General features: G+C 55.4%; 19 protein-coding genes. 9 read left to right on the forward strand and 10 right to left on the reverse strand.

Features of this window, described 5'->3' with window-relative positions; genetic code table 11:
- Positions 1-100: 100 nt before the first annotated feature.
- Both M2422_RS10850 and M2422_RS10855 read left to right on the forward strand, forming a co-directional pair.
- Complete coding sequence (locus tag M2422_RS10850) at positions 101-1,498, forward strand: glycoside-pentoside-hexuronide (GPH):cation symporter (protein WP_033144647.1); 1,398 nt, start codon at positions 101-103, stop codon at positions 1,496-1,498.
- A 10-nt stretch (positions 1,499-1,508) separates the two neighbouring features.
- On the forward strand, positions 1,509-2,459 hold the full coding sequence (locus tag M2422_RS10855) for a family 43 glycosylhydrolase (RefSeq protein WP_064673243.1): 951 nt from the start codon (positions 1,509-1,511) through the stop codon (positions 2,457-2,459).
- 18 nt (positions 2,460-2,477) lie between these two features.
- Here M2422_RS10855 and ampE read toward each other — a convergent pair whose 3' ends face one another.
- The gene (ampE, locus tag M2422_RS10860; RefSeq protein ID WP_033144645.1) at positions 2,478-3,332 is read right to left on the reverse strand and encodes a beta-lactamase regulator AmpE; all 855 of its coding nucleotides are present in this window, start codon (positions 3,330-3,332) and stop codon (positions 2,478-2,480) included.
- A 9-nt stretch (positions 3,333-3,341) separates the two neighbouring features.
- Entirely contained in the window at positions 3,342-3,893 is a 552-nt protein-coding gene (gene ampD, locus M2422_RS10865) for a 1,6-anhydro-N-acetylmuramyl-L-alanine amidase AmpD (RefSeq protein ID WP_024907473.1), read from the reverse strand.
- A gap of 87 nt (positions 3,894-3,980) precedes the next feature.
- Between ampD and nadC the strand changes: the two genes are divergently transcribed.
- The 4 genes from nadC (at position 3,981) to hofC (ending at position 8,053) form a co-directional block, all read left to right on the forward strand.
- Complete coding sequence (nadC, locus tag M2422_RS10870) at positions 3,981-4,874, forward strand: carboxylating nicotinate-nucleotide diphosphorylase (protein WP_064673242.1); 894 nt, start codon at positions 3,981-3,983, stop codon at positions 4,872-4,874.
- Positions 4,875-5,048: 174 nt separating this feature from the next.
- Positions 5,049-5,486: a prepilin peptidase-dependent pilin gene (ppdD, locus tag M2422_RS10875; protein WP_064673241.1), complete on the forward strand. Its 438-nt coding sequence runs from the start codon at positions 5,049-5,051 to the stop codon at positions 5,484-5,486.
- A 10-nt stretch (positions 5,487-5,496) separates the two neighbouring features.
- On the forward strand, positions 5,497-6,879 hold the full coding sequence (gene gspE / locus M2422_RS10880) for a type II secretion system protein GspE (protein WP_033144635.1): 1,383 nt from the start codon (positions 5,497-5,499) through the stop codon (positions 6,877-6,879).
- Positions 6,869-8,053 carry a protein transport protein HofC gene (gene hofC / locus M2422_RS10885; protein WP_064673240.1) on the forward strand — a complete coding sequence of 395 codons (1,185 nt, stop codon included), beginning with the start codon at positions 6,869-6,871 and terminating at the stop codon, positions 8,051-8,053. Before gspE ends, hofC begins: the two co-directional genes overlap by 11 nt.
- Before the next feature lie 43 nt (positions 8,054-8,096).
- Here the strand turns inward: hofC and M2422_RS10890 are convergent, their stop codons facing one another.
- Positions 8,097-9,140: a GMP reductase gene (locus tag M2422_RS10890; protein ID WP_064673239.1), complete on the reverse strand. Its 1,044-nt coding sequence runs from the start codon at positions 9,138-9,140 to the stop codon at positions 8,097-8,099.
- A gap of 228 nt (positions 9,141-9,368) precedes the next feature.
- Here M2422_RS10890 and coaE point away from each other — a divergent pair, with 228 nt between their 5' ends.
- From coaE to yacG, 3 genes are read left to right on the forward strand one after another with little or no spacing between them, the layout of a single operon-like run.
- On the forward strand, positions 9,369-9,989 hold the full coding sequence (coaE, locus tag M2422_RS10895) for a dephospho-CoA kinase (protein WP_064673238.1): 621 nt from the start codon (positions 9,369-9,371) through the stop codon (positions 9,987-9,989).
- Entirely contained in the window at positions 9,989-10,732 is a 744-nt protein-coding gene (gene zapD, locus M2422_RS10900; RefSeq protein WP_064673237.1) for a cell division protein ZapD, read from the forward strand. The genes coaE and zapD overlap by 1 nt, the downstream gene beginning before the upstream one ends.
- Positions 10,733-10,741: 9 nt before the next feature.
- Positions 10,742-10,936, forward strand: coding sequence for a DNA gyrase inhibitor YacG (yacG, locus tag M2422_RS10905; protein WP_023310404.1), 195 nt, complete (start codon positions 10,742-10,744; stop codon positions 10,934-10,936).
- Between the two features lie 34 nt (positions 10,937-10,970).
- Here yacG and mutT read toward each other — a convergent pair whose 3' ends face one another.
- From mutT to ftsQ, 7 genes are all read right to left on the reverse strand, one after another.
- A complete protein-coding gene (gene mutT / locus M2422_RS10910; protein WP_023310403.1) occupies positions 10,971-11,363 on the reverse strand; it encodes an 8-oxo-dGTP diphosphatase MutT in 393 nt (130 codons plus the stop codon).
- Positions 11,364-11,420: 57 nt separating this feature from the next.
- Entirely contained in the window at positions 11,421-14,126 is a 2,706-nt protein-coding gene (secA, locus tag M2422_RS10915) for a preprotein translocase subunit SecA (RefSeq protein ID WP_023310402.1), read from the reverse strand.
- A gap of 58 nt (positions 14,127-14,184) precedes the next feature.
- A complete protein-coding gene (gene secM / locus M2422_RS10920; protein WP_033146485.1) occupies positions 14,185-14,688 on the reverse strand; it encodes a secA translation cis-regulator SecM in 504 nt (167 codons plus the stop codon).
- Between the two features lie 279 nt (positions 14,689-14,967).
- On the reverse strand, positions 14,968-15,885 hold the full coding sequence (gene lpxC / locus M2422_RS10925; protein ID WP_008501977.1) for a UDP-3-O-acyl-N-acetylglucosamine deacetylase: 918 nt from the start codon (positions 15,883-15,885) through the stop codon (positions 14,968-14,970).
- A 101-nt stretch (positions 15,886-15,986) separates the two neighbouring features.
- Positions 15,987-17,138: a cell division protein FtsZ gene (gene ftsZ, locus M2422_RS10930; protein ID WP_008501978.1), complete on the reverse strand. Its 1,152-nt coding sequence runs from the start codon at positions 17,136-17,138 to the stop codon at positions 15,987-15,989.
- A 63-nt stretch (positions 17,139-17,201) separates the two neighbouring features.
- On the reverse strand, positions 17,202-18,458 hold the full coding sequence (gene ftsA, locus M2422_RS10935) for a cell division protein FtsA (RefSeq protein WP_023334508.1): 1,257 nt from the start codon (positions 18,456-18,458) through the stop codon (positions 17,202-17,204).
- Positions 18,455-19,297, reverse strand: coding sequence for a cell division protein FtsQ (gene ftsQ, locus M2422_RS10940; RefSeq protein WP_023310399.1), 843 nt, complete (start codon positions 19,295-19,297; stop codon positions 18,455-18,457). Before ftsQ ends, ftsA begins: the two co-directional genes overlap by 4 nt.
- Between the last annotated feature and the right edge of the window lies 1 nt (position 19,298).

Raw genomic sequence — 19,298 nt, forward strand, 5'->3', positions numbered from 1 at the left:
CCCACAGCGCATTTATCCATATCACCGCCCTGATACTGCAACGCATATATTCCTTTGCCAGCAAATAATTCTCTCCATACCGTAAACCGGAGAGCTGTCGATGGATAACAACACACTGTCAGTAAAAGAAAAGATCGGCTATGGGATGGGCGACGCGGGATGCAATATCATCTTCGGCGCCATCATGCTGTTTGTTAACTATTTTTATACGGATATTTTTGGCCTCGCCCCTGCGCTGGTCGGCGTGCTGCTGCTTTCCGTGCGCGTGATTGACGCCGTAACGGACCCGATCATGGGCGCGATTGCTGACCGTACCCGCAGCAAATATGGTCGGTTTCGTCCATGGCTGCTGTGGATCGCTTTCCCCTACGCGCTGTTCAGCATTCTGATGTTCACCACGCCGGAGTGGAGCTATAACAGCAAAGTTATCTATGCGTTTGTCACCTACTTCCTGCTCTCTTTAACCTATACGGCCATCAACATTCCCTACTGCTCGCTGGGCGGGGTGATCACCAACGATCCAAAAGAGCGCGTGGCCTGCCAGTCGTATCGCTTCGTGCTGGTCGGCATCGCCACGCTGCTGCTCTCATTAACGCTGCTGCCGATGGCCGACTGGTTTGGCGGGGATAACAAAGCCAAAGGTTACCAGATGGCGATGACCGTCCTGGCGCTGATTGGCACCTGCATGTTCCTGTTCTGCTTCGCCACCGTGCGCGAGCGCGTGCGTCCGGCGGTACAGACCAACGACGAGCTGAAAAACGATCTGAAAGACGTGTGGAAGAACGACCAGTGGGTACGCATTCTGCTCCTGACCCTGTGCAACGTCTGCCCGGGCTTTATCCGCATGGCGGCCACCATGTATTACGTCACCTGGGTGATGGGCCAGAGCACCCATTTCGCCACGCTGTTTATCAGCTTGGGCGTGGTCGGCATGATGCTCGGCAGCGTGCTGGCAAAAGTGCTGACCGACCGCTGGTGTAAGCTCAAGGTCTTCTTCTGGACCAATATCGTGCTGGCGATTTTCTCAACCGCCTTTTATTTCTTCGACCCGAAAGCCACCGCCACCATCGTGGTGCTCTACTTCCTGCTGAACATCTTGCACCAGATCCCGTCTCCGCTGCACTGGTCGCTGATGGCCGACGTGGACGACTACGGCGAGTGGAAGACCGGTAAGCGCATCACCGGGATCAGCTTCTCCGGCAACATCTTCTTCCTGAAGCTGGGGCTGGCGATTGCCGGGGCAATGGTCGGCTTCCTGCTCTCCTGGTACGGCTATGACGCGGGCGCAAAAGCGCAGAGCGCGGACGCCATTAATGGGATCGTGCTGCTCTTTACCGTCATTCCCGGCATTGGATACTTAGTTACCGCTGGCGTAGTGCGCCTGCTGAAAGTGGACCGCGAAACCATGAAGCAGATCCAGTCCGATCTGGAAAAGCGTCGCAATAACTACCGCGAGCTGAATGATTATCAGGAACTCAAAGCCGCAGAGACAAAATAAGGAAAGCCGAATGCAAACCTGGCCAAACCCGTTTATTGAACAACGCGCCGATCCGTACATTTTACGCCACGAGGGGCAGTATTATTTTATCGCCTCCGTGCCGGAGTACGACAGGCTGGCGATCCGCCGCGCAGAGTCTCTGGAAGGCTTACGTAATGCCGAAGAAGTGGTGGTCTGGCGCAAACCCAACACCGGCCCGATGAGCCAGCTGATCTGGGCGCCGGAACTGCACCACATCGACGGGAAGTGGTACATCTATTTTGCTGCGACGCACACCCAGGCGCTCGACGCGCTCGGAATGTTCCAGCACCGTATGTTCGCCATTGAATGTGCCGACGGCGATCCGCTCACCGGCACGTGGGTGGAGAAAGGGCAAATCAAAACGCCTTTCGATACCTTCGCTCTGGACGCCACCACCTTTGTTCATCAGGGGAAACGCTGGTATCTGTGGGCGCAAAAAGCGCCGGACATCACCGGTAACTCCAATCTTTATCTGTGTGAAATGGAGAACCCGTGGACGCTGAAAGGCGAGCCGGTGATGCTCAGCAAGCCTGACCACGACTGGGAGCGTCGCGGGTTTTGGGTCAACGAAGGCCCGGCGGTACTGGTTCACGGCGATAAGCTGTTTATCAGCTATTCCGCCAGCGCTACCGACGAGAACTACTGCATGGGTCTACTGTGGATAGACCTGAATGCCGATCCGCAAAAACCGGCAAACTGGCACAAATCCCCCCATCCGGTGTTCGTTACCAGCTACGAAAATCGTCAGTACGGCCCGGGCCACAACAGTTTTACGCAAACGCCGGAAGGGGAAGATGTGCTGGTGTATCACGCGCGGAATTACACCGAAATTGAGGGCGACCCGCTGTACGATCCGAATCGCCATACCCGACTGAAGCTTGTCCGCTGGAATGAAAACGGGATGCCTGATTTCGGCATCCCGCCCGCGGATACGCTTTAGCCTTTGCGGCGCGCTGGCCTACACCAGCGTGCCGTAAATCGTCAGTAGCGCCACGATCACCACCACCACAAACGACGTTTTCTTCGCCATGGAGACAGCGGCTTTCGGCGTTTCAATCTTGTCGGTATGCGGCTCACGCGCCAGCGAGAACTGCGCCAGACGCGTTAGCACCTGGTACTGCGACGTATGGCGATCGGCAAGAGAAGCGAACCATGCGGGCAGCGCTTTTTCACCGTGACCAATTAACGCGTACACCACGCCGACCAGACGCACCGGGAGCCAGTCGATCACGTGCAGGATGGCGTCAATACCGGACTGCAGGCGTTCATGCGGCGTCAGATAACGGGCAAGCCAGGTCTGCCAGGCGCGCAGGAACGCATATCCCATCAGCAGTACCGGCCCCAGCGGACCACCCACTACAAACCAGAACAGCGGCGCAAGGTAGTAACGGAAGTTAATCCACAGCAGCGCGTTTTGCAGCTCGCGCAGGAATTCGCGCTCGTCACAGTCCGGCGGCACGCCGTGGATCATCGTCAGCTCGCTCGCCATGGCACCGCGCGCATGGGCATCGTCACGGGAGGCGGCTTTCAGGTATGCGTGATAGTGTAAACGCACCTTGCCTGCGCCAATGCACAGCACCCCAAGCAGGATCCACACCACCAGCAGCGGCACGTTGAAAAAGAGTCCGTACAGCGAACGCAGGAGCAGGAACGTAATGACCATCACCCCTGCCATCATCAGCAGCGTGCGCAGCATGGAAAAATGTTTGATACGGCGGAATAATACCTCCAGCCGGTGATCCAGATGCCAGTGCTCGCCGAGCTTGAACAGGCGTTCAGCGATGATAACCAGCAGCATGGTAAACAACGTCATGGTATCTCCTTATTCTGACGACGCGGTGAGCATGGCGCGAAACCGGGGCCAGTCAAAGGCCGGGCCGGGATCGGTTTTTCTCTCCGGGGCTATATCACTGTGTCCCGTGATATTGTCGGCGATAGCCGGGTAGAGTCCGATAAGCGTGCGGGTCACTGCCGCTAGCTGTTGATACTGTGAATCGGTGTAGGGCGTCGTATCCGTGCCTTCCAGTTCGATCCCGATAGAAAAATCGTTGCACCGTTCGCGCCCGTGATACATCGACACGCCGGCATGCCAGGCGCGCTTATCAAAGGGAACATACTGAACCACTTCACCATCGCGACGAATCAGGCAGTGAGCCGATACGCGCAGATGTGCAATTTCAGCAAAGAAGGGATGAGCATCGGGATCAATCGTTCCCGTGAATAACGCATCGATCCACGGGCCGCCAAATTCACCCGGCGGGAGACTAATATTATGAACCACCAGCAGTGTGGGCTTTTCATCCTCCGGGCGGCAATCGTGGTGCGGCGAGGGCACGTGCCGCGCATCCACCAGCCATCCGTTTTCTAACAACATGCTGGAACTCCTTCTGTATGGTGCAATGACTCGGTTCAGAGTAGCATGTTTCAATATTATGATTCGTTACCAATTTGGAGTTTTATCATGCCGCCTCGCCGCTACAACCCCGACCACCGACGTGAAGCGCTTCTGGAACGTATTAATATGGATATTCCGGCAAGCGTCTCCCATGCTTTGAAAGAAGATCTGGGCGGTGACGTTAACGCTGATAAGGATATTACCGCACAATTGTTGCCAAAAGAGACGCGCTCGCACGCGGTCATTATCACCCGTGAAGACGGCGTTTTTTGCGGCAAGCGTTGGGTTGAAGAGGTCTTTACCCAGCTGGCGGGTGATGATGTGCAGATTATCTGGCACGTTGAGGACGGCGAGGCAATTACGGCAAACCAGCCGCTGTTTGAACTGGACGGTCCTTCCCGCGTCTTGCTGACCGGCGAACGTACCGCGCTCAATTTTGTACAAACGCTCTCTGGCGTGGCCAGCGAAGTGCGTCGCTACGTTGACCTGCTGGTCGGTACCCGCACCCAGCTGCTGGATACCCGCAAAACGCTGCCGGGCCTGCGCACCGCGCTGAAGTATGCGGTGCTGTGCGGCGGCGGCGCAAACCATCGCCTGGGCTTATCCGACGCCTTCCTGATTAAAGAGAACCACATTATTGCCTCTGGCTCCGTGCGTCAGGCGGTGGAGAAAGCCTTCTGGCTGCACCCGGATGTGCCTGTCGAGGTAGAGGTCGAAAGCCTGGAAGAGCTGGAGCAGGCGATCAAGGCCGGGGCCGATATCATCATGCTCGATAACTTCGAAACAGAGCAGATGCGCGAGGCGGTAAAACTGACTAACGGCCGGGCCCAGCTTGAAGTATCCGGGAACGTCACTTTCGAAACGATCCGTGAATTCGCCGAAACCGGCGTGGATTACATCTCCGTCGGCGCGTTGACTAAACACGTTCGCGCCCTCGACCTCTCAATGCGCTTCAAATAACGCATTCTCCCCTCTCCACCCGGAGAGGGGAATTTCAGCCCCGCTCGCAGATCCGCTGTTCTTCCCTGCAACACTGAATAAATTCTCTGAAGCCTCCTTCCCGTTCCCTTTTTTTCCTCTCGTTTCTCCTCTTTCCCGCTGACAAAGTAGCGCCACTTTGCATAAGGAGCAGATATGAACAGACAACAAGGCTTCACACTCATTGAGCTGATGGTGGTCATTGGCATCATTGCGATTCTGAGCGCTATCGGCGTTCCCGCCTATCAGAACTACCTGCGCAAGGCGGCGCTGACCGATATGCTGCAAACCTTCGTTCCCTACCGCACGGCCATCGAGCTTTGCGCGCTGGATCACGGTGGCGTGGAGAGCTGCGACGCCGGCAGTAACGGTATCCCTTCCCCCACCACGACACGCTACGTTTCAGGAATGAGCGTGGCGAAAGGGACCGTGACCATAACAGGACAGGAGAGTCTTAACGGGCTGACGGTAACCATGACGCCACGGTGGAGCGACGGCAACGGTATGACGGGCTGGACGCGCGACTGCAACATCAGTGCTGACAGCGCCCTGAAACAGGCCTGCGAAGACGTTTTCCGCTTCGACAATAACTGAGGAGCGGATAATGAATACCGATCAACTCGTGGCGCTTTGTCAGCGCCATCACGCTCTGCTGCTCACCAGCGACAGTGACATGGTCAGCATCGCCGTCGTGGGCAGCCCCGCGGCTGAACTCATGGAGGCGCTGCGCTTCGCGACCCAGAAACGGATTGATATTGAGTGCTGGAGCGCTGAGCGCATGGAAAAACACCGTCAGCTAACGTCACAATCGCATCTGCCCGTCGTTTCGCAAACACACTCGACGGTGGATATCCTCAACCACACGCTGCAGCAGGCAATCAACCAGCGCGCCTCCGACATTCATATCGAACCGATGGAGCATGCATGCCAGATTCGGTTACGCATCGACGGGGTTCTTTGCCCCCAGCCTCCGCTTTCCGCCTCGCTGGCCAGCCTGTTCAGCGCACGTTTAAAGGTGCTGGGTAACCTGGATATTGCTGAACGTCGTTTACCTCAGGACGGTCAGTTTACGATTGAGCTGGCAAACGAGCCGGTCTCGTTTCGGATCGCGACGCTTCCCTGCAGCGGTGGCGAGAAAATTGTGCTGCGTCTCCTGCATCAGGTTCAACAGGCTCTTGAGCCGAAAGCGCTTGGCATGAGCGCAGAACAACTGGCCTGTTTCAATGAGGTTCTCCACCAGCCGCAGGGGCTGATTCTGGTCACCGGCCCTACCGGCAGCGGCAAAACCGTGACGCTGTACAGCGCGCTGCAGGCGCGTAATACCCCTGACGTCAACATCTGTAGCGTGGAGGATCCGATTGAGATCCCCCTTGCGGGATTAAACCAGACGCAGATTAATCCCCGGGCGGGTTTAACATTCCAGAGCGTGCTGAGGGCGCTGCTGCGTCAGGATCCAGACATCATTATGGTCGGCGAAATCCGTGACGGTGAAACGGCAGAAATTGCCATTAATGCCGCCCAGACCGGTCATCTGGTGCTGTCAACGCTGCACACCAACTCGACGACGGAAACCCTGATTCGCCTGGAGCAGATGGGCGTCGCGCGCTGGATGATATCTTCCGCGCTGTCGATGGTGATTGCCCAGAGACTGGTCCGGCGTTTGTGTCCGCACTGTCGCCGGGAAGCCAGCGAGCATGCTGAATTACCGCGCGCCGTATGGTCCAGACCGCTTCCACGCTGGCAGCCCACCGGCTGCGATCGCTGTTATCACGGTTTTTATGGCCGCGTTGCCATTTTTGAAGTACTGGCGATCGACAATGCCCTGCGCCAGGCCATTGCCAGCGGGGCGGGAATCGAAGTGATAGAGGCGAGTGCCCGGCAGGCGGGAATGATTTCTCTTTTTGAGCACGGCTGCATGGCCGTCGAAAAAGGGCTGACCACGATCGAAGAGCTGGTGCGCGTGCTGGGAATGCCGGATGGCTGCTAATCAGCTCTGGCGCTGGCGAGCGCTCACCAAAGAAGGTGAACCCCAAAGCGGAACACTCTGGGCCACAGACCGCAATGCCGCCTTCACCAGGCTGATGCGTAGCGATCTCCATCCTCTGGCGCTTACCCGATGCGCTCAGCGGCACCGCTGGCGGCCGCATCACTGCTACGAGATGTTTCGCCAGCTCGCAACGCTTCTGCAGGCGGGGCTGACGTTGTCCCACAGCCTGCAGATGCTGGCAGAGCAACATCCGTTAAAACCGTGGCAGGCGCTGCTGCAAAGCATTGCCGATGAGCTCAGTGAGGGATCCCCCTTTTCTGAGTCGCTAAAAAAGTGGCCAGCGGTGTTTAGCCCACTGCATGTCTCGATGGTGAAAACCGGTGAGCTCACAGGGAAACTGGAGGAGTGCTGCCGCCAGCTCGCGCAGCAGCAAAAAGCGCAGCAGCAGCTCAGAGATAAGGTGAAAAAGGCCCTGCGCTATCCGGCGATCGTCCTGACGCTGGCCGTACTCGTGGTGCTGGCGATGGTCATTCTGGTCTTGCCCGAGTTTGCCGCGATCTACAAAACGTTTAACACGCCGCTTCCGATGCTGACACAAATGGTCATGGGGATGGCCGCATTTATCCAGTCCTATGCCCTCGCGTTGTTCGTCGCGTTATTAATGCCCTTAGCCGCCGCCTGGGCTCTGAGGCAGAACCCTCGCTGGCAGCGCATACTGATCCATACGCCCGTGATGGGCGCGCTGGCAAAAGGCCAAAAGCTGGGACACATCTTTACCGTGCTGTCACTCACGCAGCAGGCAGGTATCCCCTTTTTACAGGGCCTGGAGAGCGCAGAGGAGACCGTTGAAAGTCGCTATTGGCGGGGAATACTCCGCAGCGTTCGCGAGGACATTGAAAAAGGTCTCCCCGTCTGGTCATCCTTTCAGAAAGCGGCCATCTTTACCCCGCTGTGTATTCAGCTTTTACGAACCGGCGAAATGTCAGGTGCGCTGGACATCATGCTGGAAAATCTCGCCCGGCACCACACGGAACAGACCTTTCAACGGGCAGATAATCTGGCGGCACTTCTCGAGCCAGTGCTTCTGATTGTGACAGGGGTCATCATCGGCACGCTGGTGGTGGCAATGTACCTGCCGATTTTCCATCTGGGAGATGCGATGAGCGCGGGTTAGTGCTAAACAGTGCTGGCGCACGGGCATGCGCCAGCAGAAGCCATTACAGACTATTGAATACGCGGTTTTCCTGTTCCTGAACGCGAATAAACGTCGTACGTTTCGTCAGCTCTTTCAGGCGGGATGCCCCAACGTAGGTGCAGGCCGAGCGCAGGCCGCCGAGGATATCGCGCGCGGTGTATTCAACCGGGCCGCGCAGAGGCAGCTTCACGGTTTTACCTTCTGCCGCACGGTATTTTGCCACGCCACCGACGTGACGGGTCATCGCGGATTCAGAGCTCATGCCGTAGAAGAGCATAAATTTCTCGCCATTTTCTTCCACAACGGTACCACCGCTCTCTTCGTGTCCAGCCAGCATACCGCCGAGCATTACGAAGTCTGCGCCGCCGCCGAAGGCTTTCGCAACGTCGCCCGGCATGGTGCAGCCGCCATCGCTGATGATCTGGCCGCCCAGACCGTGCGCCGCGTCGGCGCATTCAATGACTGCAGAGAGCTGCGGATAACCGACGCCGGTTTTGACGCGGGTCGTGCACACGGAGCCCGGGCCAATACCCACTTTCACGATATCTGCACCGGAAAGGATCAGCTCTTCACACATTTCACCGGTCACCACGTTGCCCGCGATGATGGTTTTCGTCGGCCAGGCTTCACGCGCCTTGCTGACGAACTGCACGAAGTGTTCGGAGTAACCGTTCGCCACGTCAATACAAACGAAGTTGAGCGCCGGGTTAGCGTTCAGGATCTGTTTGGTCTTCTCGAAATCCGCATCGGAGGTCCCGGTAGAAACCATCACATGCTTCACCACGTCAGCAGGCGCGGTCGCAACAAACGCATTCCACTCTTCAGGGCTGTAATGTTTGTGCACGGCGGTGAGAATGTCGAACTGTGCCAGGGCGGTTGCCATCTCAAAGGTTCCCACAGTATCCATGTTGGCAGCGATGATCGGCACGCCAGACCAGGTCTGACCGGAATGCTTAAAGGTGAATTGACGTTCGAGTTCAACGTCTGAGCGACTTTTCAGTGTAGAGCGTTTAGGGCGGATAAGAACGTCTTTGAAACCTAACTTCAGATCTTCTTCGATACGCATGTGCGGATTCCTGGGGTTAGAGGCAAATATGTTAAAAGCACAACTCCAGTGACGTTATCATACGCACTAATACCTGCTCCGCAAGACTGCGAAATTCTCTTTTTTTACGCTACAATCCTATAAATTTACCTGGTAAAAAGCAGGTAAACAGGGCCAAACAGTTGCCGGCGCACCTAAGCGTTTTAATCAATTGATTTTAATAATGAATAATTCCCAGGATTTGAATTAATGGGGTATATCGTCGCATTAACCGGCGGCATCGGTAGTGGCAAAAGTACCGTTGCGGACGCGTTCTCTCGTTTGGGTATCACGATTATTGATGCCGATATCATTGCCCGCCAGGTGGTAGAGCCCAATACACCCGCGCTAAAGGCCATCGCAGAACATTTTGGTCATGCAGTTATCAGTGCCGATGGCACACTGAATCGCCGTCAGCTTCGCGAATGTATTTTTTCTGATTCTGCGGAAAAAGCCTGGCTTAATGCCCTGCTCCACCCCATCATCCACCAGGAAACTCAACGTCAGATAGCCGCAGCCCGCTCGCCCTATGTCCTGTGGGTGGTTCCGCTACTGGTTGAAAATCAGCTGCAGAAGAAAGCCGATCGTGTGCTGGTGATTGATGTCGCGCCCGAAACGCAAATCCAGAGAACCATGACGCGCGATCGCGTCTCTCGGGAGCATGCTGAACAAATTCTTGCCGCTCAGGCTACGCGCGCTCAGCGCCTTGCCGTGGCGGATGATGTTATTGATAATAACGGCGCACCAGATGCCATTGCATCGGATGTTGCCCGTCTGCACGCGCAGTATCTGACGTTCGCCGCGCAGGCCGTTGCACAGGAAAAACCATAATGTCGACACACATCCTTTTTGAGCATCCGCTCAACGAAAAAATGCGCACCTGGCTGCGCATCGAATTCCTTATTCAACAACTTTCACAACATCTGCCTGTTAACGATCATGCCAACGCGCTGCACTTCTTCCGCAACGTAGGCGATCTGCTGGATGTGATTGAACGCGGCGATGTCCGCACAGAATTACTCAAAGAGCTGGAGCGCCAGCAGCGTAAATTGCAGGCATGGACAGAGGTCCCCGGCGTAGATCAGAGCCGTATCGACGCGCTCCGCCAGCAGTTGAAAAGCAGCAGCGCCGTCCTGATGGCCGCGCCGCGCGTCGGGCAGTTTTTGCGTGAAGACCGCCTGATTGGCCTGGTGCGCCAGCGTCTGAGCATTCCTGGCGGCTGCTGCAGCTTCGACCTGCCGACGCTGCATATGTGGCTACATATGCCACAGGCGCAGCGTGACGCACAGGTGAACAGCTGGCTGGCAAGCCTGGAGCCAATGCACCAGACGCTATCGCTGATCCTCGATCTGATCCGTAACTCTGCGCCGTTCCGCAAGCAAACCAGCCTGAATGGTTTCTTCCAGGATAACGGTGATGATGCCGATCTTCTGCGTCTCAATCTGTCTCTCGGCGAACAGCTTTACCCACAGATTTCCGGGCATAAGAGCCGCTTTGCGATTCGCTTTATGCCGCTGGACAGTGAAAATGGCACCGTGCCGGAACGTCTCGATTTTGAACTGGCCTGTTGTTAAGGAGTGCCGATGTCTGATGTCACCACCGTAAGCTGCCCAACCTGTGGCAAAACCGTTGTCTGGGGCGAAGTCAGTCCGTTCCGCCCATTCTGCTGCAAGCGCTGCCAGCTCATTGACCTGGGCGAATGGGCGGCGGAAGAGAAACGCATTCCAAGCGAAGGCGATCTCTCGGATAGCGATGACTGGAGTGAAACCCAGCAGTAATCTGTAAAGCCTGCTGGCGCTTCGCTCAGCAGGCCTACGGTTGTGCGACTAACCGCAGGATCACGGGTTCATTAGCTGGCGGGAATTTTTCGGCATCACTTGCCTGAAGTTCCACCCAGTTACCCGGCTGTCCCTCTTTTCCCCAGGGTTCCCCCTCCCAGTTTTCTACCAGCCAGAACCACAGCGTGATGTGCCTGTCCGGAAACTGGTACTCAAGCTTATCAAACAGCGTTGCGCCAAGCGGCGTGATCCCCACCTCTTCCTGAAGCTCCCGAACCAGCGCCTCTTCCGGCGTTTCACCTGACTCGATTTTACCGCCTGGAAACTCCCACTTGTTCGCCATATGGGCGTCGGCAGCGCGCTGGGTGATGAAGATTTGGTTTTGCGGGTTGCGAATAATCCCGACGGCAATTTGCAGTATTTTCATATTGTCACTTCCATAAAAAAGGCGCAGATTTCTGCGCCTTTTTGTTTTTTTATGAACTTAGCTCAGACGGCCGTGGCACGCCTTGTACTTTTTACCGGAACCACACGGGCAAGGATCGTTACGACCCACTTTACGATCGCCGGTCTGCGCGGCGATCGCCGCTGCGGCTTCGCTGTCGTCGGTCTGATGACTCAGCTGTTGCATTTGTGCCAGGCGCTCGGCCTCTTCACGACGCTGCTGCTCCATCGCTTCCACTTCTTCAGGCATACGCACCTGAACCTTGCTCAGGGTGCTGATCACTTCATACTTCAGTGATTCCAGCATCGAGGCAAACATGGAGAAGGATTCACGCTTATATTCCTGCTTCGGATCTTTCTGCGCATAGCCACGCAGGTGAATACCCTGACGCAGGTAGTCCATCGCCGCCAGGTGCTCTTTCCACAGGGAGTCGAGCGTCTGCAGCATCACGCCTTTTTCGAAATGACGCATCATTTCAGCGCCAACAACCTCTTCCTTACGCTTGTAGACGTCCAGCGCGGTTTCAAAGATACGTTCGCGCAGGGTCTCTTCGTGCAGCTCAGGCTCTTTATCCAGCCACTCTTTGATTGGCAGATCGAGGTCAAAGTCATTTTTCAGACGTTCCTGCAGGCCTTCGATATCCCACATCTCTTCCAGAGACTGCGGTGGAATATGCGCGTCGATGGTGGCTTTAAACACATCTTCACGAATGCTGTTGATGGTTTCGCTCACGTCGGACACGTCCAGCAGTTCGTTACGCTGGGTGTAGATCGCGCGACGCTGATCGTTAGCCACATCATCATATTCCAGCAGCTGCTTACGAATATCAAAGTTGCGGCTTTCCACTTTACGCTGTGCGTTAGCGATCGCTTTAGTCACCCAAGGGTGCTCGATGGCTTCGCCAGGTTTCATCCCCAGCTTACGCATCATGCCGGAAACACGGTCGGAGGCGAAAATACGCATCAGCGCATCTTCCATAGACAGGTAGAAGCGGGATGAACCGGCATCACCCTGACGACCCGCACGGCCACGCAGCTGGTTATCGATACGACGAGACTCGTGACGCTCTGTACCGATGATGTGCAGACCGCCGGAAGCCAGGACGGCGTCATGACGAACCTGCCAGTCAGCTTTGATCTGCGCAATCTGTTCTGGCGTTGGGTTTTCAAGCTCCGCCACTTCAGCCTGCCAGCTACCGCCCAGCATAATATCGGTACCACGACCCGCCATGTTGGTGGCAATGGTTACGGCAGCCGGATAACCCGCCTGCGCAACAATGTCCGCTTCTTTGGCGTGGAATTTGGCGTTCAGAACGTTATGTTTGATACCCGCTTTAGTCAGCTCGTGAGAAACCACTTCAGATTTCTCGATGGAGATGGTCCCCACCAGAACCGGCTGGCCGTTGGCAGTGCGGTCGCGAATATCTTCGATGATCGCCTGAATTTTTTCCGCTTCGGTCATGTACACCAGATCCGGCATATCCTTACGGATCATCGGACGGTTGGTTGGAACGACCACGGTATCCAGCTTGTAGATGGAGCTGAATTCAAACGCTTCGGTATCAGCAGTACCGGTCATCCCCGCCAGCTTCTCGTACAGACGGAAATAGTTCTGGAAGGTAATAGACGCCAGCGTTTGGTTTTCATTCTGAATATCCACACCTTCTTTGGCTTCCACAGCCTGATGCAGACCGTCAGACCAGCGACGTCCCTGCATGGTACGGCCGGTGTGTTCATCGACGATGATCACTTCGCCGTCTTTAACGATGTAATCGACGTCGCGGGTGAACAGCGCGTGGGCGCGCAGTGCAGCGGTCACGTGGTGCATCAGCATGATGTTGCTCGGGGAGTACAGGGACTCGCCCTCTTCCATGATGCCTTCAGCTACCAGCAGCTCTTCAATTTTCACCAGACCACGTTCGGTCAGGTTCACCTGGCGCGCTTTTTCATCTACGGAGAAGTGACCTTCACCCTGGAAGGTATCCGAGTCCTCTTTCTCCTGGCGCAGCAGGTGTGGAATGATTTTGTCGACTTTACGGTACATCTCGGAGCTGTCTTCAGCCGGGCCGGAGATGATCAGCGGGGTACGCGCTTCATCGATCAGGATGGAGTCAACCTCATCCACCAGCGCATAGTGCAGCTTACGCTGTACGCGCTCTTCCGGGCTGAACGCCATGTTGTCACGCAGGTAGTCGAAGCCGTATTCGTTGTTGGTGCCGTAGGTGATGTCCGCGTTATACGCTTCGCGCTTGGCTGGCGCAGGCAGGCCGGACATGTTGATGCCGACGGTCATACCGAGGAATTCGAACAGTGGACGGTTGTTTTCGGCGTCACGCTGCGCCAGATAGTCGTTGACGGTAACCACGTGAACGCCTTTACCGGTCAGCGCGTTCAGGTAAGCCGGCAGCGTTGCGGTCAGGGTTTTACCTTCACCGGTACGCATTTCCGCGATGCAGCGCTCGTTGAGCACCATACCACCCAGCAGCTGAACGTCGAAGTGACGCATGCCGAATACACGCTTACTCGCTTCGCGCACGACAGCAAACGCTTCCGGGATCAGGCTTTCTAAGGTTTCACCTTTTTCCAGACGCGCACGGAATTCCGCCGTTTTCGCTTTCAGCTCGTCATCAGAGAGCTTCTCCATCGCTGGTTCCATACCGTTGATGACGGCAACAGCTTTGCGCATACGGCGCAGGGTACGATCGTTACGACTACCAAAAACTTTAGTTAACAATTTGATTAGCATAATAAATTCTCAAACGCCCCATTGTGGGCAGATAAATTAAGGTATTGAAAAAGTTAATTTAGCTGAGGCGTTGCGGCCCGGCGCGAATGCCGTGAGCCTGGCTAATCCAGGTTGAAACAGAGAATGAAGCTGGTGAAACAAACGCACGCTGCGTTGTCTGACGAACCATGACCGGCGGCTGGCTGTCCTGCGTGAGCAGCGCGTTGAGCGTGTCCAGCAGGGCAAGATGCTGAGCCTGCACCGGCAGCGCCTCTTCCGCAACAGGCATGGCCTGCGGTGCCATCGCAAAGGACAGATGGCGGATAACGGTGCGGATAGCGTGCTGGTGCCAGTAATCGACGGTGAAGTTTGGGCGGCGACTGGCTTCAAGCCACGCGAGGTTAGTGAAGTTAACCCGCGTGCTGAGATCGTGTTTAGTGGTGGAGGTTTTTGCGGGCGTCGCCGCTTCGGCACTGTTGCTGAGCGCAGGCAAGCCGAAACTCGCCGCGACCATCCCTAATAAGAGATGCGGCCAGAAGTAACGTCTGCCAAATTGTCGCCAGCGCGTCAGTATTCCGCTCACCTGCTCCACCCAATAAGCCAGCCTTGCAGAGGCTGAGTTCAGTTATTCATTTTAGCGCCCAGATAGTACCACTAAAGCCAATATACATCAGCAGGAATGAGGTGCCGCCGCGGAGAAAAACGGTCAAGAATGCAGCTAACGCACATATTTTCTGAGTAAGACAAACGAGAGATACCGCAGGGGTAAACGAAGAAGGGTAAAAATAAAAACGACTGGTCTTCCTGGTCGGAGAGAGTACCAGGTTAACCAGTCGATTTTTTTACGAAACGGTTTGAACCGTTACGCCAGAACCATGCTTGGTGCTTTGAAAGCCAGCGGCAGTTCAGCTTCGTCTTCGAAGGTCACATATTCCCAGGCTTCCTGTTTTGCCAGGACGGCCTGCAACAGTTTGTTGTTCAGCGCATGACCGGATTTGAACGCGGTAAATGCACCAATGATGTTGTGACCACACATGAACAGGTCGCCGATAGCATCCAGCATTTTGTGACGAACGAATTCATCTTCGAAACGCAGGCCGTCTTCGTTCAGTACGCGATAATCGTCAACAACGATGGCACAATCGAAGCTGCCGCCCAGGCACAAGCCGCGGGACTGCAGATATTCGATATCACGCATGAAGCCAAATGTACGGGCTCGGCTGATCTGGCGCATAAACGCATCAGCAGAGAAGTTCATCGCATAGCGTTGGGTGCTGGAGTCAATCGCCGGATGGTTAAAGTCGATGGTAAAGTCCAACGAGAAACCATTGTACGGTTTGAATTCAGCCCACTTGTCGCCATCTTCGACGCGAACGGTCTCTTTGATGCGTACAAATTTCTTCGCGCAGTTCAGTTCTTCGATGCCGGCATCCAGCAACAGATAGACGAACGGTGCAGCACTGCCATCCATAATCGGGATTTCTGGCGCATCGACTTCAACAATAATGTTGTCGATACCCAGACCCGCCAGGGCGGCGTTCAGGTGCTCTACGGTAGAAATCCGCACGTCATGCTCGTTCACCAGACAAGTACAGAGCATAGTATCACGCACAGATTTGGCATCGGCCGGAAAATCTACCGGTGGATTCAAGTCGGTGCGACGATAGATGACCCCGGTATTGGCCGGCGCAGGGCGTAACGTCAGCGTGACTTTCTTGCCGGTATGTAAACCGACACCAGTCGCCTGAACGATACGTTTAAGTGTCCTTTGTTTGATCATCGTATAATCTCGCCAAATTAACTATCCAACCGAGAGTGTATATCACTAACGGTGGGCCAGTTTAGCACAAAGAGCGCAAATCCCCTAATTCCAGCCAATTCTTAGTCAGCTTGCTTACGCAGGAACGCCGGGATATCCAGATAATCTGGCTCTTTCGCCGTTTGCGGCGTTGGGTCGTTCACCACTTTCGCGGCCGGTTTCTGCTCCTGAGTCAGAGGAGACATACCGTGCTGCTGGTAACGATCCATTACCGGTTGCTGAGTCTGCTTGTTGGTCACCAGGGTGATCTCAGGACGCTTGTCCATACCGATACCGGTCGCAACAACGGTAACACGCAGCTCGTCGTTCATTTCAGGGTCAAGGGAAGTACCGATTACCACGGTAGCGTTGTCAGAGGCGAACGCACGGATGGTGTTACCCACGGTTTCGAACTCATCCAGACGCAGGTCAAAGCCAGCGGTAATGTTGACCAGCACGCCGCGCGCACCAGACAGATCGATATCTTCCAGCAGTGGAGAAGAGATAGCCATTTCAGCCGCTTCTTCAGCACGGTCTTCACCGCTCGCCACACCAGAGCCCATCATCGCGTAGCCCATTTCGGACATCACGGTGCGAACGTCTGCAAAGTCAACGTTCATCAGGCCTGGACGGGTAATCAGTTCAGCGATACCCTGAACCGCGCCTTTCAGCACGTCGTTTGCTGCACCGAATGCGTCCAGCAGGGAAATACCGCGACCCAGAACTTTCAACAGTTTGTCGTTCGGGATGGTGATCAGCGAGTCCACATGCTTGGACAGCTCGGTGATACCCTGCTCCGCGAAGGCCATACGCTTCTTGCCTTCAAAATTGAAAGGCTTGGTCACGACAGCAACGGTCAGGATACCTAAATCTTTTGCCACTTCAGCAACAACAGGTGCTGCGCCGGTACCGGTACCGCCACCCATACCTGCTGCGATGAAGACCATGTCAGCACCTTCCAGTGCAGCGCGCAGCGCTTCACGATCTTCTTCAGCCGCATTACGACCGACTTCCGGGTTAGCCCCTGCTCCCAGCCCTTTGGTGATACCACCGCCGATCTGGATAGTCTGGCCTACAGCCGTCTTACGCAGTGCCTGCGCATCGGTGTTAACTGCGAAGAATTCAACACCTTCAATGCGTTCACGCACCATATGCTCTACGGCGTTACCGCCGCCGCCACCGACGCCGATGACTTTAATCACCGCGTCGTTGGTCAATTCCATAGGTTCAAACATAATTTCTCTCTCCGTTGTGCCTGTCGCCCGAGACCGCTAATTCTCTCCGGTCTCTTAAAAAAATTAAAACTCTTTTCGCAACCAGTTGTTCAGTCGTTTGACCCACGACCCCACTGAGACGCGTTTTTCCACTTCTGCTTCACCACTGAGATGAGATTCCTTCCCGTAGTGGAGCAGGCCCACAGCCGTTGAATAATACGGCTCCTGAGCATAATCCGTTAAACCGGTGATATTCAGCGGCGCACCAATACGCACCTGCGTATGGAACACGCGCTGAGCACAGGCCGCAAGACCTTCAATTTGCGCTGCACCGCCGGTTAATACAATCCCCGCCGCAAGATGATGTTTAACGCCCTGCTGACGAAGCTGTTCCTGTAACTGTAAAATCTCTTCGTTGACCAGGTTGAGCAGCTCGGTATAGCGCGGCTCAATGACCTCTGCCAACGTCTGGCGCTGCAGGCTACGAGGTGGACGACCACCGACGCTCGGCACTTCAACGCTCTCATCTTTGCCAACGATAGACCCCAGCGCACAGCCGTGGCGCACTTTGATCGCTTCTGCATCGCTCGGCGGCGTACCAAAAGCGTAAGCAATATCGCTGGTCACAACGTTCCCGGCATAAGGGATCACTTTCGTGTGGCGCAACGCACCGCCGGTATACACGGCGATATCCATTGTACCACCACCAATATCGACCACACAGACACCCAGTTCACGTTCATCTTCGGTCAGCACGGAATAACTTGCCGCCAGACCCGCGAAAATAAGTTGGTCAACTTTCAGGCCACAACGTTCAACGGCTTTTACAATGTTCTTCGCCATATCGTTGTGACATGTGATCAGGTGCACTTTTGCCTGCATACGTACGCCAGAAAGGCCAACCGGGTTCTTGATCCCTTCCTGGTAGTCAATCGCATATTCCTGCGGAATGACATGCAGCACGCGATGCTCGTCGCGGACACGCACGGATTTCGCCGTGTGCACAACGTTTTCAACGTCTTCCTGCGTCACTTCTTCTTCGGAAATCGGCACCATACCGATTTCGTTCTGGCAGCTAATGTGCTTACCAGAAAGGGCCAGATAGACAGAAGAAATCTGGCAATCTGCCATCAGTTCAGCCTGATCGATGGCGCGCTGAACGCATTTCACCACCGATTCAAGATCGTTTACCCCACCTTTATCCATACCACGGGACGGGCAACTGCCTACGCCAATGATATTGACCATACCGTCGGGCAGAACTTCCCCTACTAAAGCGGCAACCTTCGCGGTGCCAATCTCCAGTCCAACTACCAGTTTTCTGTCCGTCGCCTTGATCATTGTTGTTCTGCCTGTACCTGTGCCTGATTCTGTTGCTGATTAGGTTCCTCGACCGGAGCCGGTACCCAACCGACTGCTGCGCCTGAGTCATAGCGCAAATCAACGTAGCTTATCCGTTTGCCGTCAGTCTGTGCCTGCTGCTGTAAAACCGGGTAAAGTTCGACAAAACGCGCCAGACGCTTCATTGTGTCGCCGCGTCCCAGGTTGAGCTTAATGCCGTTCGTTAACGTCAGCTGCCAGGAACGGCGCGCCGTCATGGCAGCATCTTTTAACGTAAACCTGTCCTTCGCCAGCACCTGACCCATTTCGCGAAAACCTTGTAACACCTCGTTTTCGCTACCTTCCGGGCCATACAACATCGGTAAATTTTGCTTGTTGACACGATCGGCCGGGACGCTGAAGGAGTTTCCGTCTGCGTCAACCATGTGCTGATCATTCCAACGCGCAATGGGCACATATTCAACCAGATGAATCTTCAATTCATCAGGCCATTGCTTTCTTACGCTCGCCTGTTTTATCCATGGCAGACGTTCTATCTGGCTCTGGATAATATTGACGTCCTGCGTCATAAAGGTGCCAGGTGACCCCAGCGCCAGTATTGACTGGCGAATATCGTCGTTACGCGTGTAGTGACGCTCACCGGTGACCACCAGCTTAGAGAGCGGCAACCGCTGCGCATCTTCCATCCAGCCCAGGACCATCCAGCCGCTGATAAACACGGTGCACAGCACCCCGAGCAGGAAAATGATGCCTGCAAGACGCGTTCCATTACTGCGGCGTGAGGAGGCGTATTCGTCCTCGTCATCGCGGTTGCGCGTGTTCAATGCAGCCTGAGACATA

It is taken from the genome of Enterobacter sp. SLBN-59 (genome assembly GCF_024807915.1).
Taxonomy (GTDB): domain Bacteria; phylum Pseudomonadota; class Gammaproteobacteria; order Enterobacterales; family Enterobacteriaceae; genus Enterobacter; species Enterobacter asburiae_B.

Coding starts and splice junctions, on each gene's coding strand:
- M2422_RS10855 (WP_064673243.1), top strand. CDS start 1,509: ATGCAAACCTGGCCAAACCCGTTTATTGAACAACGCGCCGATCCGTAC.
- ftsZ (WP_008501978.1), bottom strand. CDS start 17,138: ATGTTTGAACCTATGGAATTGACCAACGACGCGGTGATTAAAGTCATC.
- coaE (WP_064673238.1), top strand. CDS start 9,369: ATGGGGTATATCGTCGCATTAACCGGCGGCATCGGTAGTGGCAAAAGT.
- secA (WP_023310402.1), bottom strand. CDS start 14,126: ATGCTAATCAAATTGTTAACTAAAGTTTTTGGTAGTCGTAACGATCGT.
- zapD (WP_064673237.1), top strand. CDS start 9,989: ATGTCGACACACATCCTTTTTGAGCATCCGCTCAACGAAAAAATGCGC.
- gspE (WP_033144635.1), top strand. CDS start 5,497: ATGAATACCGATCAACTCGTGGCGCTTTGTCAGCGCCATCACGCTCTG.
- M2422_RS10850 (WP_033144647.1), top strand. CDS start 101: ATGGATAACAACACACTGTCAGTAAAAGAAAAGATCGGCTATGGGATG.
- ampD (WP_024907473.1), bottom strand. CDS start 3,893: ATGTTGTTAGAAAACGGATGGCTGGTGGATGCGCGGCACGTGCCCTCG.
- nadC (WP_064673242.1), top strand. CDS start 3,981: ATGCCGCCTCGCCGCTACAACCCCGACCACCGACGTGAAGCGCTTCTG.
- ftsA (WP_023334508.1), bottom strand. CDS start 18,458: ATGATCAAGGCGACGGACAGAAAACTGGTAGTTGGACTGGAGATTGGC.
- M2422_RS10890 (WP_064673239.1), bottom strand. CDS start 9,140: ATGCGTATCGAAGAAGATCTGAAGTTAGGTTTCAAAGACGTTCTTATC.
- hofC (WP_064673240.1), top strand. CDS start 6,869: ATGGCTGCTAATCAGCTCTGGCGCTGGCGAGCGCTCACCAAAGAAGGT.
- ftsQ (WP_023310399.1), bottom strand. CDS start 19,297: ATGTCTCAGGCTGCATTGAACACGCGCAACCGCGATGACGAGGACGAA.
- lpxC (WP_008501977.1), bottom strand. CDS start 15,885: ATGATCAAACAAAGGACACTTAAACGTATCGTTCAGGCGACTGGTGTC.
- ampE (WP_033144645.1), bottom strand. CDS start 3,332: ATGACGTTGTTTACCATGCTGCTGGTTATCATCGCTGAACGCCTGTTC.
- mutT (WP_023310403.1), bottom strand. CDS start 11,363: ATGAAAATACTGCAAATTGCCGTCGGGATTATTCGCAACCCGCAAAAC.
- yacG (WP_023310404.1), top strand. CDS start 10,742: ATGTCTGATGTCACCACCGTAAGCTGCCCAACCTGTGGCAAAACCGTT.
- ppdD (WP_064673241.1), top strand. CDS start 5,049: ATGAACAGACAACAAGGCTTCACACTCATTGAGCTGATGGTGGTCATT.